At 62.6% G+C, this 16,466-nt stretch carries 14 protein-coding genes; 5 read left to right on the top strand and 9 right to left on the bottom strand.

Annotated elements, in window-relative coordinates:
• Positions 1 to 67: 67 nt before the first annotated feature.
• From OOT43_RS13110 to tkt, 3 genes are all read right to left on the bottom strand, one after another.
• Positions 68 to 763: a hypothetical protein gene (locus OOT43_RS13110; protein WP_266021027.1), complete on the bottom strand. Its 696-nt coding sequence runs from the start codon at positions 761 to 763 to the stop codon at positions 68 to 70.
• 146 nt (positions 764 to 909) lie between these two features.
• Positions 910 to 1,974, bottom strand: coding sequence for a class II fructose-bisphosphate aldolase (fba, locus tag OOT43_RS13115; protein WP_266021028.1), 1,065 nt, complete (start codon positions 1,972 to 1,974; stop codon positions 910 to 912).
• A 23-nt stretch (positions 1,975 to 1,997) separates the two neighbouring features.
• Entirely contained in the window at positions 1,998 to 4,010 is a 2,013-nt protein-coding gene (gene tkt, locus OOT43_RS13120) for a transketolase (RefSeq protein WP_266021029.1), read from the bottom strand.
• 226 nt (positions 4,011 to 4,236) lie between these two features.
• Here tkt and OOT43_RS13125 point away from each other — a divergent pair, with 226 nt between their 5' ends.
• The gene (locus OOT43_RS13125; protein ID WP_266021030.1) at positions 4,237 to 5,193 is read left to right on the top strand and encodes a LysR family transcriptional regulator; all 957 of its coding nucleotides are present in this window, start codon (positions 4,237 to 4,239) and stop codon (positions 5,191 to 5,193) included.
• 281 nt (positions 5,194 to 5,474) lie between these two features.
• Here OOT43_RS13125 and OOT43_RS13130 read toward each other — a convergent pair whose 3' ends face one another.
• From OOT43_RS13130 to rpmH, 6 genes are all read right to left on the bottom strand, one after another.
• Entirely contained in the window at positions 5,475 to 6,029 is a 555-nt protein-coding gene (locus OOT43_RS13130; protein ID WP_266021031.1) for a flavodoxin, read from the bottom strand.
• Between the two features lie 376 nt (positions 6,030 to 6,405).
• The gene (mnmE, locus tag OOT43_RS13135) at positions 6,406 to 7,752 is read right to left on the bottom strand and encodes a tRNA uridine-5-carboxymethylaminomethyl(34) synthesis GTPase MnmE (protein WP_266021032.1); all 1,347 of its coding nucleotides are present in this window, start codon (positions 7,750 to 7,752) and stop codon (positions 6,406 to 6,408) included.
• Positions 7,753 to 7,765: 13 nt separating this feature from the next.
• Positions 7,766 to 9,412: a membrane protein insertase YidC gene (gene yidC / locus OOT43_RS13140; protein ID WP_266021033.1), complete on the bottom strand. Its 1,647-nt coding sequence runs from the start codon at positions 9,410 to 9,412 to the stop codon at positions 7,766 to 7,768.
• A complete protein-coding gene (gene yidD / locus OOT43_RS13145; protein ID WP_266021034.1) occupies positions 9,412 to 9,639 on the bottom strand; it encodes a membrane protein insertion efficiency factor YidD in 228 nt (75 codons plus the stop codon). Before yidD ends, yidC begins: the two co-directional genes overlap by 1 nt.
• Positions 9,615 to 10,001, bottom strand: coding sequence for a ribonuclease P protein component (gene rnpA / locus OOT43_RS13150; protein ID WP_266021035.1), 387 nt, complete (start codon positions 9,999 to 10,001; stop codon positions 9,615 to 9,617). The genes yidD and rnpA overlap by 25 nt, the downstream gene beginning before the upstream one ends.
• Positions 10,001 to 10,135 (bottom strand): 50S ribosomal protein L34, encoded by a 135-nt coding sequence (gene rpmH, locus OOT43_RS13155; RefSeq protein ID WP_169601783.1) that lies wholly within the window; start codon positions 10,133 to 10,135, stop codon positions 10,001 to 10,003. The genes rnpA and rpmH overlap by 1 nt, the downstream gene beginning before the upstream one ends.
• A 163-nt stretch (positions 10,136 to 10,298) precedes the next feature.
• Here rpmH and dnaA point away from each other — a divergent pair, with 163 nt between their 5' ends.
• The 4 genes from dnaA to gyrB all read left to right on the top strand — a co-directional run bounded on the left by dnaA (position 10,299) and on the right by gyrB (position 16,444).
• On the top strand, positions 10,299 to 11,627 hold the full coding sequence (gene dnaA / locus OOT43_RS13160) for a chromosomal replication initiator protein DnaA (RefSeq protein WP_266021036.1): 1,329 nt from the start codon (positions 10,299 to 10,301) through the stop codon (positions 11,625 to 11,627).
• 32 nt (positions 11,628 to 11,659) lie between these two features.
• Positions 11,660 to 12,760, top strand: a complete 1,101-nt coding sequence (dnaN, locus tag OOT43_RS13165) for a DNA polymerase III subunit beta (protein WP_266021037.1) — start codon at positions 11,660 to 11,662, stop codon at positions 12,758 to 12,760.
• A gap of 52 nt (positions 12,761 to 12,812) precedes the next feature.
• A complete protein-coding gene (recF, locus tag OOT43_RS13170; RefSeq protein ID WP_266021038.1) occupies positions 12,813 to 13,889 on the top strand; it encodes a DNA replication/repair protein RecF in 1,077 nt (358 codons plus the stop codon).
• A gap of 140 nt (positions 13,890 to 14,029) precedes the next feature.
• Positions 14,030 to 16,444, top strand: coding sequence for a DNA topoisomerase (ATP-hydrolyzing) subunit B (gyrB, locus tag OOT43_RS13175; protein WP_266021039.1), 2,415 nt, complete (start codon positions 14,030 to 14,032; stop codon positions 16,442 to 16,444).
• Positions 16,445 to 16,466: the final 22 nt, after the last annotated feature.

Below are 16,466 nucleotides of genomic sequence, written 5' to 3' on the forward strand. Positions count from 1 at the left end.
ACGCACAATTTCCCAACTGTAAAGAGTGAGGGGGCCGCTGTCAATGCGACCGGCCCCCTTCGCTGGGTCAGCCGTTGAGGCTTTTCAGGTACTTGGTGACGCCAGTTTCGCCCGTTGCCACGATGGCGGGTTTGGGCAGGTTCTTGATGTACTTGGCGACACCGGTTTCGACCGCGGCGGCCACTTCGGGCAGCGGCAGGCTCTTGAGGTACTTGGCCACACCGGTTTCAGGCCCCCGGACGGGCTCCGGCAGTGCCTTGAGGTATTTGGCGACACCGGTTTCGGCGCCCGCGTCCCCGGCCGAGAGGCCCTGGGCCTGCAGGTACTTGGCGACGCCGGTGGCGCCGGTGGCAGCCGGTGCCGGAGCGGCGGCCGGCGCTGCAGCCGCGGCCGGGCGGGCAGCCGCCGGCCGGCGGCTGCTCCAGACCACGAAGCCGATCAGGGCCACGACCACGCCGCCGAACAGGTAATAATCCGAGCCGGCATCCTGGGCGGCGGGTTTCGCGGTGCTGGGGGCGGTTTCGGCGGGGGCCGTCACGGCGGGCTGGGCGGCCGGCGCCTTGCTGGCAGGGGCGGCCGGTGCCGCCTGGGGCTTGGCCGCCGGCGCGGCGGCGGCGGGAGCCGCGCCGGCTTTGCCGACCAGGCTGGGATCCTGATAGATCACCGACGGCTCGAAGTCGGGCGGATATTCAGCGGCGCCCGCGAGCGGGGCGGCCAGCAGCAGGGCTGCGAACACGGTGTAGGTCGAGAACGTTTTCTTCACGTGGTTGTCCCCCATAAGTCTTGTCAGTGGGTATAAAAGCTCGGCCGGGCTGGTTTCAAGTTCAGCCCTGTTTCAAATTGCATCGCTCGCGTTCCGTTGCCTGCGCTTTCGCGCCCGCATTCCCAGCGCCCGTTCGGCCCGCCGCGCTAGCGGACGATCGGATCGAGCTCGCCCTGGGCATAACGCCGGCTCATCTCCTCCAGGCGCAGGGGCTTGAGCTTGGCGGCCTGGCCGGCGGCGCCGAAGGCTTCGTAGCGGGCCCGGCAGATCGCGGTCATGGCGGTTTGCGCGGCCTTGTAGAGCTTGCGCGGGTCGAAGTTCTTCCTGTCTTCGGCCATGAACTTGCGCATGGCGCCATAGGAGGCGATGCGCAGATCGGTATCGATGTTGACCTTGCGGACGCCATGGCGGATGCCCTCGGCGATCTCCTCGACCGGCACGCCGTAGGTCTGGCCGATGTCGCCGCCGTAGTCGTTGATCATCTGCGCCCAGTCCTCGGGGACCGAGGACGAGCCGTGCATCACCAGATGGATATTGGGAATCCGCTGGTGGATGTCCTTGACCCGATCGATCCGCAGCACCTGCCCGGTGGGTTTCCGGGTGAACTTGTAGGCGCCGTGGCTGGTGCCGATGGCGATCGCCAGGGCATCGACCTGGGTCTGGCGGACGAAATCCGCCGCCTCGTCCGGATCGGTCAGCAGCATCGAGTGGTCCAACTCGCCTTCCGCGCCGTGGCCGTCCTCCTCCCCCGCCCGGCCGGTCTCGAGCGACCCCAGGCAGCCGAGTTCGCCTTCCACCGAGACGCCGCAGGCATGCGCCATGTCGACCACTTTGCGGGTAGTCTCGACATTGTACGCATAGCTGGCCGGCGTTTTCATGTCCTCCTCGAGCGATCCGTCCATCATCACCGAGCTGAAGCCGGACTGGATGGCACGGACGCAGACCGCCGGGGAGGCGCCGTGATCCTGGTGCATGCACACCGGGATGTGCGGATACATGTCGATGGCGGCCAGCACCAGGTGGCGCAGGAACGGCTCGCCGGCATACGTCCTCGCGCCGGCCGAGCCCTGCAGGATCACCGGGGCGTCCACGGCCGAGGCCGCCTCCATGATGGCCTTGATCTGCTCCATGTTGTTGACGTTGAACGCCGGCAGGCCGTAGCCGTGCTCGGCGGCGTGGTCCAACAACTGGCGCAGGCTGATCAATGCCATGGGATGCCCTCTCGAGATGGCGTTTAGAACAAGGCCTCGACCTGACCGACCACGTTGTCGACGGTGAAGCCGAACAGCTTGAACAGCTGGCCGGCCGGCGCGGATTCGCCGAAGCGGTCCAGGCCGATAACTTTGCCATGGCTGCCGACGTATTTCCACCAGCCGTCGCTGACACCGGCCTCGATGGCGATGCGGCGGGTCACGGCGGGCGGCAGCACGCTGTCGCGGTAGGCCTGATCCTGGGCGTCGAACACATTGGTGGAGGCCATGGACACCACGCGGACCTGCTTGCCCTTGGCGGCCAGGGCTTCGGCCGCCTTCACCGCCAGCTCGACTTCCGAGCCGGTGGCCAGGAGGATGGCGTCGGGCGTACCGGCGCAGTCGACCAGGACGTAGCCGCCTTGCATGATGGCGGCGATCTGTTCCGGCGTCCGGGGCATGTGCGGCAGGTTCTGGCGCGAGAAGATCAGGGTGGACGGGCCGTCCTGGCGCTCGATGGCGCACTTCCAGGCCACCGCCGACTCCACTGCGTCGCACGGGCGCCAGACCTGCATGTTGGGAATCAGGCGCAGGGTCGCGGTCTGCTCGACCGGCTGGTGGGTGGGGCCGTCCTCGCCCAGGCCGATGGAGTCGTGGGTGTAGACATAGATCACCGGGATCTTCATCAGGGCCGACATGCGCAGCGCATTGCGAGCATATTCGGAGAACATCAGGAAGGTGGCGCCGTAGGGCTTGAAGCCGCCGTGCAGGGCCAGGCCGTTCATGATGGCGGACATGCCGAACTCGCGCACGCCGTAGTTGATGTAGTTGCCGTCGTGGCCGGGGGCGTTGACGTTCTTGCAGCCGGCCCACAGGGTCAGGTTGGAGCCGGCGAGGTCCGCCGAGCCGCCCAAGAGTTCCGGCAGCAGCGGACCGAAGCCGTTGAGCGCGTTCTGGGAGGCCTTGCGGCTGGCGATGGTCTCGGCCTTGGCGTTCACCTTGGCCACGAAGGCGGCGGATTGCTCCGCCCAGTCCTTGGGCAGTTCGCCCGCCATGCGGCGTTCGAACTCGGCGGCCAGCTCGGGGAATGCGCGGCGGTAGTGCTCGAAGCGGTCGTTCCACTCGCTTTCGGCCTTGGCGCCGGTCTCGCGCGCGCTCCAGGCCTCGTAGATGTCGGCCGGGACTTCGAAGGCCGGGTGCGACCAGCCGAGGTTCTCGCGGGTGAGGGCGACTTCGTCGGTGCCGAGGGCGGCGCCGTGACAGTCTTCCTTGCCCTGCTTGTTGGGCGAGCCCCAGCCGATGATGGTCTGGCAGCAGATCAAAGACGGCTTGTCGGTGACCGCGCGGGCGGCCTCGATGGCGGCCTTCACGGCGTCCGGATCGTGGCCGTCGACGACCGGGATCACATGCCAGCCGTAGGCCTCGAAGCGCTTCGGGGTATCGTCCAGGAACCAGCCCGGCGTGTCGCCGTGACCGCGGACTTCGCCGTCGATGGAAATGTTGTTGTCGTCGTAAAAGGCGATCAGCTTGCCCAGCTTGAAGGAGCCGGCCAGCGAGCAGGCCTCGTGAGAGATACCTTCCATCAGGCAGCCGTCACCCAGGAAGGTATAGGTGTAATGGTCGACGACATTGTGGCCGGGGCGGTTGAACTGCGCCGCCAGGGTGCGTTCGGCCAGGGCCAGGCCCACGGCGTTGGTGATGCCCTGTCCGAGGGGGCCGGTGGTGGTCTCGACACCGGGGGTGTAGCCGTACTCGGGATGGCCGGGGGTCTTGGAGTGGAGCTGGCGGAAGTTCTGCAGTTCCTCGATGGGCAGCGCGTAGCCGGTCAGGTGCAGCAGGGAATAGATCAGCATCGAGCCATGGCCGTTGGACAGCACGAAGCGGTCGCGGTTGGGCCACTGCGGATTGGCCGGGTTGTGGCACAGGTAATCGTTCCACACCACCTCGGCAATGTCCGCCATCCCCATCGGCGCGCCCGGATGGCCCGAGTTCGCCTTCTGCACGGCATCCATGCTCAAGGCTCGTATGGCGTTGGCTAACTCTCGTCGCGTCCTCATATCGGTCTCCTTCAATGTTGTCTGCTCGCTGGGATGCGTAGAAAATTCTGAAACAATGTATTATCCCTCAGTAAATTCCATCTTGTCACGCATTGGGAACCGGCGCAGCCTCCAATTGCGTACCAGGATGAAACGACCGATGCTGTGCGGGGTCGCCTAATTTATTGGCAATCTACGATAAGGGAAAATCAGTCTATTTTAGTAAGATAATAAATAAAAATTATTCATGAACATTACTCTCCGGCAGTTGAAGGTCTTCGAGCGGGTCGCGCGGCGGCTGAGTTTCACTCGGGCGGCGGAGGAGCTCTATCTGACTCAGCCCGCCGTATCGATGCAGATCAAACAGTTCGAGGAGAGCGTAGGGCTGCCGTTGTTCGAGCGCTTGGGGAAGAAGATCTTCCTCACCCGCGCAGGCGAGGAGTTGTATCGCTTGAGCCGGCAGATTTCGCTGCAGCTCGACGAAGCGGAGCAACTGATCGACGAGTTGAAGGGAATGGAAGGCGGGCGGCTGGTCGTCGCGGTGGCGAGCACGGTGCATTATTTCGCCATCCGGCTGCTGGCGGACTTCTGCAAGCGCTATCCGAAGGTGCGGGTGAATTTCAAGGTGACCAACCGCAAGGGATTGCTGCAGATGCTCGAGGATAACGAAGCGGATACGGTGCTGATGGGGCGTCCGCCGGAAGAACTGGACTTGGTGGCCGAAGCGTTCATGGACAATCCGTTGGTGATCATTGCGCCCGCGGATCATCCGCGCGTCGGAGAAAAGGGCATACGCCTGGAGGACTTGCGCAATGAGACGTTTCTCATGCGCGAGCAGGGGTCCGGTACCCGAAACTCGGTCGAGCGATTTTTCGCCGAACGGGGCGTGCGGATCGTTGCGAGCATGGAAATGAACACCAATGGCGCAATCAAGCAAGGGGTCGAGGTCGGGCTGGGGCTGGGGCTGGTTTCGATACACACGGTCGAGCGCGAGCTTGCCGACCGCCGAGTGGTGGTGCTGGACGTGGAAGCGTTTCCAATCATGCGGCAGTGGTACATCGTGCATCGGGCGGGCAAACGCTTGACGGCGACCGCAACCGCTTTCGAGGAGTTCGTGCGGAGCGAGGCCCAGCGGTTCGTCGCGCCGTTCAATGCGATTCTCGGCGCCGGCAAGGAGACGGCTATCGGGGTGGTGGAATGTTGAGCGTGTGGCAGCCGAGGCCGGGAGTTTCAACAAAGTCCGGCCTCCCTTGGTCGTGTCTCCACCGGACGCCAATCGAATCCAGCCCGATACGCGCCGCTCACCTTCGAAGCGGAGTCCTTTTCGCGTTGCGAGGCTTGGTCAGACGGAGCGGGTGATCGGGCGCTCGGGACTACGAGTCGTTGAATTCGTACTGCGGCGTCGAGGCCCGTATCCCTCGCACTTTCCATGACGGGCGGCGTCGCACCGCACGGCCCTTCACCCATGGCGACGGATGCCGGATATCAGGCAGCCTTGGCGGTCCGTTCCAGGAGAAGCGGTTTGATCTGTTCCAACCAGGCCTCAATGCGCTGATCCGTGAGCATGCCCTGGGTGCGCTGGTCGATCACCAAGCCGACAAAGCGGCCGCCGACGACCGACGGGGAATGCTCGAAGACATACCCATCCGTACTCCAACTTCCAACGATTTCCGCCCCCCGCTCCGCTAAGGCCTGATACAAACGGATGAGGGAGCCGGCGAAACGGTCGGCGTAGCGTTCCTGCGCGCCCAGGCCAAACAACGCGATGCGTTTGCCGGACAGGTCCGCGTTTCCCATTTGAGCCAGAAACTCCTCCCAGTTGGGTTCCAGGCAGCCGGCGCTGCGTCCGGGAATTTCGGCGACGCCGTAGCTGGGAGTGCCCAGAATGAGTGAGTCGTAGCGCAACATCTCATCAGGGCTGATTCGGTTGACGTTCACCGGCTTATCGGCCAATTCGTCTCCAAGGAGCTTGTGGATCTTCTTGGCCACGAGCCGTGTGGTGCCGGTTTCCGTGCCGAAAAACAAGCCAATTTTGTTCATGACAGGTCATTAAGTTCGCATTAGAGAATTTGGGATCATACCGCACGCACACCCTACATCGGTGGGCAACGGTGTTTTCACCCATATGCATGGCGGCTGTGCTTTCCGGGATGGTCTGGAGCAGCCGGTCTGCTTGCGGCAACGGCACTGCCGATGACGCAATCTCCGCTTTCGAAGAGAGACGGTATGCCGGCGGTCGGACGCTGATTGACACCGATGGAAATTTGGCGCTTGAACACCCTGAAAAATAGCGAAGGGAACACATTTATGCGGATTTGGGCAGAACTGAGCAGACAACAGAGGAAAAAAAGAATCCGGCAAAGTGCCGGGCTGGTTCGGGTTTGGCGGAATTGTGCGGAACGTCTCGGAACCGATGTTATTTTCCCAGACAGAAACTCGCGAATATCCGGCTCAGCAAGTCCTCGTTGGTGAACTCCCCTGTGATTTCGCCCAGCGCCTTTTGGGCCGAATGGAGCTCTTCGGCCATGAGTTCGACGGTCTTTGAACCCAAGTAAAGGCGGGCATTGACTAACGCAGTGCGGGCTCTTTGAATGGCGTCCAGGTGTCGGCGGCGGGCACTGAACACGCCTTCAGTTCCTCGTTCATAGCCCGCGCGGCGGGCGAGTTCTTGTCTCAGCAGATCAATGCCCTCCCCTGTGCGGGCCGAAAGGTGGACGACAGTGGTTTCCCGATCGATAGTCATCGATGCCGGCGTGCCGGTCAGGTCTATCTTGTTGAGGACGCGGATGAGCGGGATGGCTTCCGGCAGGCCCGCCAGCAGTTCGCCGACGGCCTCGGGGTCGCGGGCGTCTATGACCAGCAGGATGCAGTCGGCGTTTGTGAGCGCTTCCCTGGCGCGCCGGATGCCTTCCCGTTCGATCGGCTCCTCGCTGTCGCGAAGTCCTGCCGTGTCGACGACGTGCAGGGGAAGACCACCGACCTGCAGCGATTCGCGGAGGATGTCTCGGGTGGTGCCCGGAATTTCGGTCACGATCGCCAGGTCGCGGCCGGATAGCGCATTGAGTAGGCTGGACTTGCCGGCGTTGGGGCGTCCTGCGATCACCGCCGTGAGACCCTCGCGCAGCAGCGCGCCTTGGTGCGCCTTGGTGTCGATGGTGTCGAGTTCGTCCAGCAGTCCGGCGAGGCCCTCGCCGAGCGCGGCGTCATCCAGCAGGTCGATGTCTTCGCCGCTGAAGTCGATGGCGGCTTCGACGTGGGTGCGGAGGCGGACGAGGCGTTCCTGCAGACGGTGGATGTGAGCTGAAAATTCGCCCTGAAGCGAGCGCTGCGCGGAGCGGGCGGCTTCCTCCGTGCCGCTGTCGATCAGGTCGGCGATGGCCTCGGCCTGGGCGAGGTCCAGCTTTCCGTTCAGGTAGGCGCGTTCGGAAAACTCCCCCGGGCGGGCGAGCCGGCATCCCAGCTGCAGCGTACGCCGCAGCAGGAGATCCAGGACTACGGGGCCGCCGTGGCCGTGCAGCTCGAGGATGTGTTCCCCGGTGAACGAGCGGGGCGCGGGAAAATACAATGCGATGCCGCTGTCGATGGCGCGGCCGTCGGCGTCCAGGAAGCGGCGGAATTCGGCGTAACGGGGGCGCGGCGGGCGGCTGAGTATGGCGCCGAGGATCGGGCTGAGATCGCTGCCGGAAATGCGGACGATGCCCACGCCGCCCTTTCCGGGCGGCGTGGCGATCGCGGCGATGGTGTCGCGCTCGGGAGCAGCCATCGCCGGTCGGGGATCAGGCTCTGGCAGCAGCCGTTTTCTCGATCTGGCGGGTGATGTACCACTGCTGGACGATCGACAGAATGTTGTTGACCACCCAGTACAGCACCAGTCCCGACGGGAAGAACAGGAAGAACACCGTGAAGATCAGCGGGAAGAACTGCATCACGCGGGCCTGGATCGGGTCGGTCGGCGGAGGGTTCAGGCGCTGCTGGATGAACATGGAGACACCCATGATCAGTGGCAGGACGAAGTACGGGTCTTTGGAGGAAAGATCGTCCAGCCAGAGCAGGAACGGAGCCTGGCGCAGGTCCACGCTTTCGACCAGCACCCAGTACAGCGAAATGAATACCGGGATCTGAACCAGGATCGGGAGGCAGCCGCCGAGCGGGTTGACCTTCTCCTTGCGGTAGAGTTCCATCATCGCCTGGTTGTAGCGCTGGCGGTCTTCGCCGTAGCGTTCCTTCAACTCCACCAGCTTGGGCTGCAGCTTACGCATGTTGGCCATGGAGCGGTAGCTGGTTTCGGAGAGCTTGAAGAACAGCGCCTTGATGACCAGTGTCACGAAAATGATGGCCCAGCCCCAGTTGTTGAAATAGCCGTGGAAGGTTTCCAGCAGCCAATAGATGGGTTTGGCGATGACGGTGAGAATGCCGAAGTCCGCGGTCAGCTCCAGGCCGGGCGCGATGCCTTCCAGCACGTGCTGCAGCTTGGGGCCGGCGAATAGTCGGGCTTTGAGGCTCCGGCTGCCCCCGGCCGGAACGTCTGCCTGGGGCGAGTAGGCGCCGATCACGAAAACCCGGTCGGTCAGGGCCTTGGTATAGAAGGTCGACTCGTCTTCGCCGGGCGGAACCCAGGCGGCGAGGAAATAATGCTGGATCATCGCGATCCAACCCTGGCGGGACTTCACGTCCAGGTTGCCGTCCGCCATGTCCTTGAAGGCGATCTTCTCGTAGCTCTTGTCCGCCGTGTGCAGGACGCCGCCGGTGTAGGTGCGGATGAATTGCGAGTCCTCCTGTGCGCTGGTCGGTTCCTTGCGCTGCAGCTGCATGTACTGGCGGCCCGTCCAGTTCGAGCCCGAGCGGTTGTCGATCGTCTGCTCCATGTCGATCAGATAACTGCCGCGGTGGAGGATGTAGGTCTTGGTCACCGTGACGCCCTGGCCGTCGGTCCAGGTGAGGGGGATGCGCAGGACGTCCTGGCCATCCTGCAGGCGGTATTCGCCGGCGTCGGCGTTCCAGATGCTGTGATGGGTGGGCACCTGCTGGGCGGAGCCGATGAAGCCGCTCTGGGCGATGAAGGTGTCGCCCTGATCGGTGAGCAGCCGGACGGGCCGATCCGGCTGGTCCTTGCTGACAGGGTAGTTCAGCAGGTCGAGCTGGCGCAGGTCACCGCCGAGGGTGTCGATTTCCAGGTTGAGGACGTCGGTGCGGACCTGAATGCGGCGGCTGCCCTCCTGGGTCGGCGATTCGGTGTGCGCGGCCGTCCCGGTCACGTCCTCGTTCGGCCGTAGCGGCAGATCGCCCGCCGATGCACCGGGGGTGGCGTTTTCGGTCTGGGCCACGGCTTGGGGCTTCGGGCCATAGTCGATCTGCCATTGCTGCCACAGCAGGAAGCTCAGGAATATGAAAAAGACAAAGAGCACAAACCGTAGGTTATCCATTATTGTTTTCCAAATTTTTCCGGGACCGGATCGATGCCGCCGTGATGCCAGGGGTGGCATTTCAGGAGCCGCCGTATTGTAAGGTATGCCCCGCGCATCGCGCCAAAGCGCTCGATGGCGTCTATGGCATAATTCGAGCAGGTGGGGAAGAACCGGCAGTGGTGGCCGATCCAGGGGCTCAGCAGGTATTGGTAGAGCCGGATCAAGGCGATGAGGAGCCGCTGCATCGTCGGGTCAGTCTGAGCCAATGTTTTTCCAGGGCGCGCAGCAGAACGGCGGAATTCACGGCGGTTGCCGGTGTGCGGGCCATGACGACATAATCAAGGGCGCCGAGCTCCGCTTGGCGAAGACGGAATGATTCGCGAACCAGCCGCTTGATCCGGTTGCGATCGACGGCCTTCCGAATCTGTTTCCGGGAGAGCGCCAAGCCTAAGCGCGCATGGGCTCGGCTGTTGGGGCGAGCCAGCACCGTGAGCCATGAATCCGAGGAGCGGCAGGCGTCTTCGAAAACGAAACGGAAGTCTACGGGGCTGGCCAATCGGTGGGATCTGGGAAACCCGTACCCTTGGCTGGGAACGGGCCGTTCCATCAGACCGAAAGCTTTTTGCGCCCTTTCGCGCGCCGGGCGCTGAGGACGGCGCGGCCGCCGCGGGTCTTCATGCGGGCGCGGAAGCCGTGGGTGCGCACGCGCTTGATCTTGCTCGGTTGATAAGTTCTTTTCATGATCTGTCCTGCTCGATGCCGGGGCGGCAAAAAGAAAAAGAGCGCAACTATAAGATGTGGCGCGCTCGCAGTCAAGAATCTGGGCGCGGGTTCATTTTCCGGTAGAATGGGCTCCCCCCTTCCGGGTCAGCCCGGCCCACCAGTTTTCCGAGGACATCCCCCGATGAGCATGCTCTGGAGTCACTGCATCAGCAAGCTTGAAGGCGAACTTCCTCCCCAGCAGTTCAACACCTGGATCAGGCCGTTGCAAGCCGTGGAGGACGGGGCCGAGCTGCGTCTCCTGGCGCCGAACCGGTTCGTTCTCGACTGGGTGAAGCAGCACTTCATCGGAAAGATCGAGGAAGTTGTGTCCGAGCAAAACCTCGACGCCGTCCATAGCGTGGTGCTGGAGATCGGTTCGCGCGCCGCAGAGGCGGCCCAGGTCCGGCCCGCGAGCCCGCTCAAGAAAGTGGGCCCGGCGCGCAAGCAGGTACCGAACAACCTCAACAGCGCCTTTACGTTCGGCAATTTCGTCGAAGGCAAGTCCAACCAGTTGGCCAAGGCGGCATCGCTGCAGGTGGCTCAGAACGTCGGACGCGCCTACAATCCGCTGTTCATTTATGGCGGCGTCGGCCTCGGCAAGACCCATCTGATGCACGCTATCGGCAATGAAATTCTCCGCGGCAATCCGGCCGCCAACATCGTTTATCTGCATTCCGAGCGCTTCGTCTCGGATATGGTCAAGGCGTTGCAGCATAACGCGATCAATGCATTCAAGGAGTTTTACCGCACCGTCGATGCCCTCCTGATCGACGATATCCAGTTTTTTGCCGGCAAGGAGCGCTCGCAGGAGGAGTTCTTCCACACCTTCAATACGCTGCTGGAAAACAAGCACCAGGTGGTGCTGACCTGCGACCGTTATCCGAAAGAGATCAAGGGGCTGGAAGAACGACTCAAGTCCCGGTTCGGATGGGGGCTGCCGGTGGCTATCGAGCCGCCCGATCTGGAAACCCGCGTTGCCATTCTCATGAGCAAGGCGCAGCAGTCCGGGATCGACTTGTCGCCGGAGGTCGCTTTTTTCATCGGTAAGCGCATCCGTTCCAACATCCGCGAATTGGAAGGGGCGCTCCGCCGCGTCCTCGCCAACGCGCAATTCACCGGTCGTCCGATTACGCTGGAGTTCGCCAAGGAGGCTTTGCGCGATCTGATTGCGCTGCAGGACAGGATGATCAACGTGGAAAATATCCAGAAGACCGTGGCGGAGTATTTCAAGATCCGCCAAGCCGATCTGCTGTCGAACAAGCGTACGCGCTCGCTGACCCGGCCGCGCCAGATCGCCATGGCCTTGTCCAAGGAGTTGACCAGCCATAGCCTGCCGGAGATCGGCCAGATGTTCGGCGGGCGGGACCACACCACGGTGCTGCATGCCTGCCGGAAAGTGCAGGAGCTCAAGGAGAGCGATGCCAGATTCATGGAGGACTTTTCCAATCTTCTGCGCATCCTGTCCAACTGAACGCGCCGTTTCTTTCGATAAGGGCCTGAGCCATGAAATTCCGTATCTTGCGGGAAGATTTGTTATTGCCTTTGCAACAGGTCATTGGCGTCATCGAGCGGCGACAGACTTTGCCGATTCTTGCGAACGTGCTGATCGAGGTGGATGCCGGACGCGTGGAGTTCACCGGGACCGATCTGGAGGTTCAGCTCGTTGCTCGCACGGAGATCGACGGGCCGGAGTCGGGGCGTTTCACCGTGCCCGCGCGCAAGTTGATGGACATCTGCAGGCTCCTGCCGGAAGGGAGCGGGCTGGCCTTCGAGGTGAAGCCGGAGCGGGTATCACTGCAATGTGGCAAGAGTCGGTTCGTTTTGGGCGCGTTGCCGGCGGAGAACTATCCCAACTTCGAGCATGGTGATCCGGAGGCGGCGTTCAGTTGTGAAGCGCAGTTGCTGCGGCGGGCCATCGAGAAGACCGCTTTCGCCATGGCGCAGCAGGACGTGCGCTACTATCTCAATGGCCTGCTCCTGGAAATCCGGCAGGGTCAGATCCGTACCGTCGCGTCAGACGGCCATCGGCTGGCGTTGTTCGAGGAATCTGTCGAGGGGATGCCGGATGTCGCCCGGCAGATCATCATGCCCCGAAAGGGCGTTCTCGAGCTGGGGCGTCTATTGGCTCACGTCGAGGAGTCGGCCAGCGTGCAGATATCGGCGAACAACGTAAGGGTCGTCCTCGGCGCGTTCAGTTTCGCGGCGAAGCTGGTCGAAGGACGTTATCCCGATTATGAACGCGTGATCCCGAAGGTGGCGTCGCGTGTTGTCGTGGCCGACCGTTCCGATCTGCGCAGCGCGCTGACCCGGGTGGCCGTGCTATCCAATGAGAAGTTCAAGGGTGTCAGCCTTGAGGTCGGGGAAGGAGTCGTCAGGCTCAGGGCGCAGAATCCGGAGCACGAGGAGGCGGAGGATGAGGTGCCGGCGGAGGTCGCGGGTGAGATGTTCTCGGTGGGTTTCAATGCGACCTATCTGCTCGACGCGATCAACGCGGTGGCTTCGGATTCGGTGCGCATGTCATTTACTGACGCCAATGGCAGCTGCTTGATCGAGGATATGTCGGATTCCAGGCATCGCTTCGTCGTGATGCCGATGCGCCTTTGATGCTGGAATGTCCGGACTCGAAGAGCAGCGGAGTTGATGCCGCTGGGACAGCATGGCACTGTTGAAAATTGACATTGCCGATGTCCGCAATATTGAATCCGCAAGCCTGAGTCCCGGCGAGGGGCTCAATCTGCTGTTCGGAGCTAACGGCAGCGGCAAGACCTCGGTGCTCGAGGCGATTTATCTTCTCAGCAGGGGCAAGTCGTTTCGCTCTCCCCAGCCTCATCGCGTCATCCGGTTCGATCAGGCGTTTCTTACCGTTTCCGGCCGAGTCGGACGACCCGGTGCGGGCACCAGCGTGGGCGTTCGCCTCGGGCGTAGCGAAAGGGAAGTCCGGGTGGATGGGCGGGGCTGTGACTCCAGCGCGCAGTTGATCCGGCTTTTCCCCGTGGTCTTGGTCCAGCCCTCCAGCGTCGCGCTGCTCGACGGCCAGCCTCGATTGAGGAGGCAGATGCTCGATTGGGGGGTGTTCCACGTGGAACACGACTATCTCGATCTGCTGCGGCGCTTTTCCAGGGCTCTCGATCAGCGCAACGCGGTGCTCAGGGGGGATGCCTCGGCCTCGAATCTTGAGACATGGTCGGGAGAGGTCGCGCGATGGGGTACAATGATTGCTGAATTGCGGTCGGCCTACGTCGACAGGATTCGGGCACACGTCGCGGAGATGGTGTCTGCTCTGCTCGGCCCGATAGGTGCCGAACTGGTCTTTCGGCCGGGGTGGAGGGCTGGGTGGTCGTATGCCGATGCTCTTGCGGCATCCGTCGCGACGGATCGGCGCCAGGGTTACACGGAACCGGGTCCGCACAAGGCGGATTTGACGGTACTGGTCGGAGGGCGCCCCGCCAAGGACTATTTGTCGCGGGGGCAGTTGAAGCTCCTGACTTACGCGCTTTTGCTGGCGCAGGCAGGTTGGCTGGAAGAAGATCGGCCGGGCCGGGTCTGTCTGTTGGTCGATGACATAGCTTCCGAGCTGGACCCCCGCAACCAGGAGCGGCTGCTGTGCTTGTTGAAATCGACCGGCGTCCAGTCCTTTGTCACTTATTCCGGTGCCGGCCAGGAGGCAGTGGCGTTTGGCCAGGCCGCCAGAATGTTCCACGTGGAACAAGGCCGCGTCCTGGCCGACGAATAAGAAACTAAGTGACCATGGCGATCAGCTTCCCTCGCTGAAGAAAGCAATTGCTCGCCATGATCGTTTCCCTCATCCCGCCGTCTCCCAAAGGGAGAGAGCGAACAAGGTTGAGCGACTTTCACGCTAAATGACTCGATCGAATGACTACCAAGCCTAACCAATACGACAGTTCCCACATTAAGATTCTCAAAGGGCTCGATGCGGTACGCAAGCGTCCGGGCATGTACATCGGCGATACCGACGATGGCACGGGGCTGCATCATATGGTGTTCGAGGTCGTGGACAACTCGATCGACGAAGCCATGGCAGGCTACTGCAAGCGCATCTGCGTGGCGGTGCATGAGGACGAGTCGGTTACGGTTTCCGACGATGGCCGCGGCATTCCTGTCGATATCCATCCCGAAGAGGGGCGCTCGGCGGCCGAAGTGATCATGACGGTGCTCCACGCAGGGGGCAAGTTCGACGACAACGCCTACAAGGTCTCGGGTGGTTTGCATGGGGTGGGCGTATCGGTGGTCAACGCCCTGTCCGAGCGGCTTTGGTTGGACATCTGCCGGGGCGGTAAGCGCTACAGGCAGGAGTACCGGGACGGGGAGCCCCAGGCGCCCCTGGCCGAAGTGGGCCAGGCCGACACGACGGGCACGACCGTGCGGTTCAAGCCTAGCCCCCGGATCTTTTCCAACATCGAATTCCACTATGAGATTCTCGCCAAGCGTCTGAGGGAGCTCTCCTTTCTCAACTCCGGCGTGCGAATCGAGCTGGAGGACAAGCGCAACGGGAAGAGCGAGGTGTTCGAGTTCGAGGGCGGGATCAGGGCTTTCGTGGAACACTTGAACAAGAACAAGACGCCGCTCTTTGACCGGGTATTTCACCTTGAGGCCGACCGGGACGGCGTCGGCGTCGAGATCGCTATGCAATGGAACGATTCCTACCAGGAAAACGTCTTCTGCTATACCAACAACATCCCCCAGCGCGACGGCGGAACTCACCTGGCCGGTTTCCGGGCGGCCCTCACCCGCACCGTGAACCAGTACATCGAAGAGCAGGGGCTGCTGAAGAAGCAGAAAGTCGCCACGGTGGGCGACGATGCGCGCGAAGGATTGACCGCCGTCCTGTCGGTGAAGGTGCCCGACCCCAAGTTTTCCTCCCAGACCAAGGAAAAGCTGGTTTCATCCGAAGTGAAGTCCGTGGTCGAGTCGGTCATGGCGGAGAAGCTTAACGACTTCCTGCTGGAGAACCCGTCGATTGCCCGAACCATCGCCAACAAGGTTGTCGACGCAGCCCGCGCCCGGGAGGCGGCCCGGAAGGCCAGAGAAATGACGCGCCGCAAGTCGGCGCTGGATATCGCCGGCCTGCCCGGCAAGCTGGCGGACTGCCAAGAGAAGGATCCTGCGCTTTCCGAGCTGTTCATCGTCGAGGGCGATTCCGCCGGCGGTTCCGCCAAGCAGGGACGGGACCGGCGCAGCCAGGCCATACTCCCGCTCAAGGGCAAGATCCTGAACGTCGAGCGGGCGCGGTTCGACAAAATGCTCTCCTCGGAAGAGGTTGGGACCCTCATTACCGCATTGGGCTGCGGGATCGGCCGGGAGGAATACAACCCGGACAAGTTGCGCTATCACCGCATCATCATCATGACGGATGCCGACGTCGACGGTTCGCACATCCGTACCCTCCTCCTGACTTTTTTCTACCGCCAGATGCCGGAACTGGTCGACCGCGGCCACGTGTACATTGCGCAGCCGCCGCTATACAAGGTCAAGAAGGGGCGCCAGGAGCACTATGTCAAGGACGACGCCGAACTCAACGAATATCTGCTGCAACTCGCCATAGATAAGGCGCGGCTCGTCGTCAACGAGGAAGCTCCACCCATCCAGGGACAAGGCCTGGAGAAGCTTGCGCATGAATATTTGCATGCCAGAAAGCTGATCGACCGGCTTGCCCACCGTTACGACGAGGCGTTCCTCGAGGCCCTGACGGTGCATCCTCCCCTCTCCGCCGCAGAGTTCGGCGACTCCGACCGCTGCCGCGACTGGTTCGCGGAGATCGAGCGAACCCTGAATGCGGAAGGACCTGCGCGCTATATCGTCTCGGTGCAGCCCGCGGCTGCTCTGGGAGACTTTACCGTGCAGGTGACCCGCCGTCTGCACGGGGTTGAGCGGACCATTGAGGTCGGGGCGGGGTTCTTCGGTGGCAACGACTTTGCGTTGCTGAGCGCTTTCGGCAGGAGCGTGGCCGGCTTGTTCGGCGATGCCAGTGCGATTTGCTTCGACAACGAACGCCGGCCGGTGCGTTCGTTCAAGGAATCATTCGACTGGATGCTGACCGAAGCCAAGAGGGGACAGCACATCCAACGCTACAAGGGATTGGGGGAGATGAACCCGGAGCAGCTTTGGGAAACGACGCTGGATGCCAACACCCGTCGCCTTTTGCAGGTCCGTATAGAGGACGTCATCGCGGCCGACGAGGTGTTCACCACCTTGATGGGAGACCAGGTGGAGCCGCGGCGCGATTTCATCGAGCGGAACGCGCTGCAAGTGGCAAACCTGGACGTGTAATGCAGGAAGCCGGGGCGGCTCT

Source organism: Methylococcus mesophilus (assembly GCF_026247885.1).
Taxonomy (GTDB): domain Bacteria; phylum Pseudomonadota; class Gammaproteobacteria; order Methylococcales; family Methylococcaceae; genus Methylococcus; species Methylococcus mesophilus.

What these genes read in the sequence shown, in the direction of transcription:
- mnmE (WP_266021032.1), bottom strand. Translation starts at nt 7,752, where the DNA reads ATGGCTGCTCCCGAGCGCGACACCATCGCCGCGATCGCCACGCCGCCC.
- gyrB (WP_266021039.1), top strand. Translation starts at nt 14,030, where the DNA reads ATGACTACCAAGCCTAACCAATACGACAGTTCCCACATTAAGATTCTC.
- dnaA (WP_266021036.1), top strand. Translation starts at nt 10,299, where the DNA reads ATGAGCATGCTCTGGAGTCACTGCATCAGCAAGCTTGAAGGCGAACTT.
- rpmH (WP_169601783.1), bottom strand. Translation starts at nt 10,135, where the DNA reads ATGAAAAGAACTTATCAACCGAGCAAGATCAAGCGCGTGCGCACCCAC.
- rnpA (WP_266021035.1), bottom strand. Translation starts at nt 10,001, where the DNA reads ATGGAACGGCCCGTTCCCAGCCAAGGGTACGGGTTTCCCAGATCCCAC.
- OOT43_RS13125 (WP_266021030.1), top strand. Translation starts at nt 4,237, where the DNA reads ATGAACATTACTCTCCGGCAGTTGAAGGTCTTCGAGCGGGTCGCGCGG.
- tkt (WP_266021029.1), bottom strand. Translation starts at nt 4,010, where the DNA reads ATGAGGACGCGACGAGAGTTAGCCAACGCCATACGAGCCTTGAGCATG.
- OOT43_RS13130 (WP_266021031.1), bottom strand. Translation starts at nt 6,029, where the DNA reads ATGAACAAAATTGGCTTGTTTTTCGGCACGGAAACCGGCACCACACGG.
- dnaN (WP_266021037.1), top strand. Translation starts at nt 11,660, where the DNA reads ATGAAATTCCGTATCTTGCGGGAAGATTTGTTATTGCCTTTGCAACAG.
- yidD (WP_266021034.1), bottom strand. Translation starts at nt 9,639, where the DNA reads ATGCAGCGGCTCCTCATCGCCTTGATCCGGCTCTACCAATACCTGCTG.
- recF (WP_266021038.1), top strand. Translation starts at nt 12,813, where the DNA reads ATGGCACTGTTGAAAATTGACATTGCCGATGTCCGCAATATTGAATCC.
- yidC (WP_266021033.1), bottom strand. Translation starts at nt 9,412, where the DNA reads ATGGATAACCTACGGTTTGTGCTCTTTGTCTTTTTCATATTCCTGAGC.
- fba (WP_266021028.1), bottom strand. Translation starts at nt 1,974, where the DNA reads ATGGCATTGATCAGCCTGCGCCAGTTGTTGGACCACGCCGCCGAGCAC.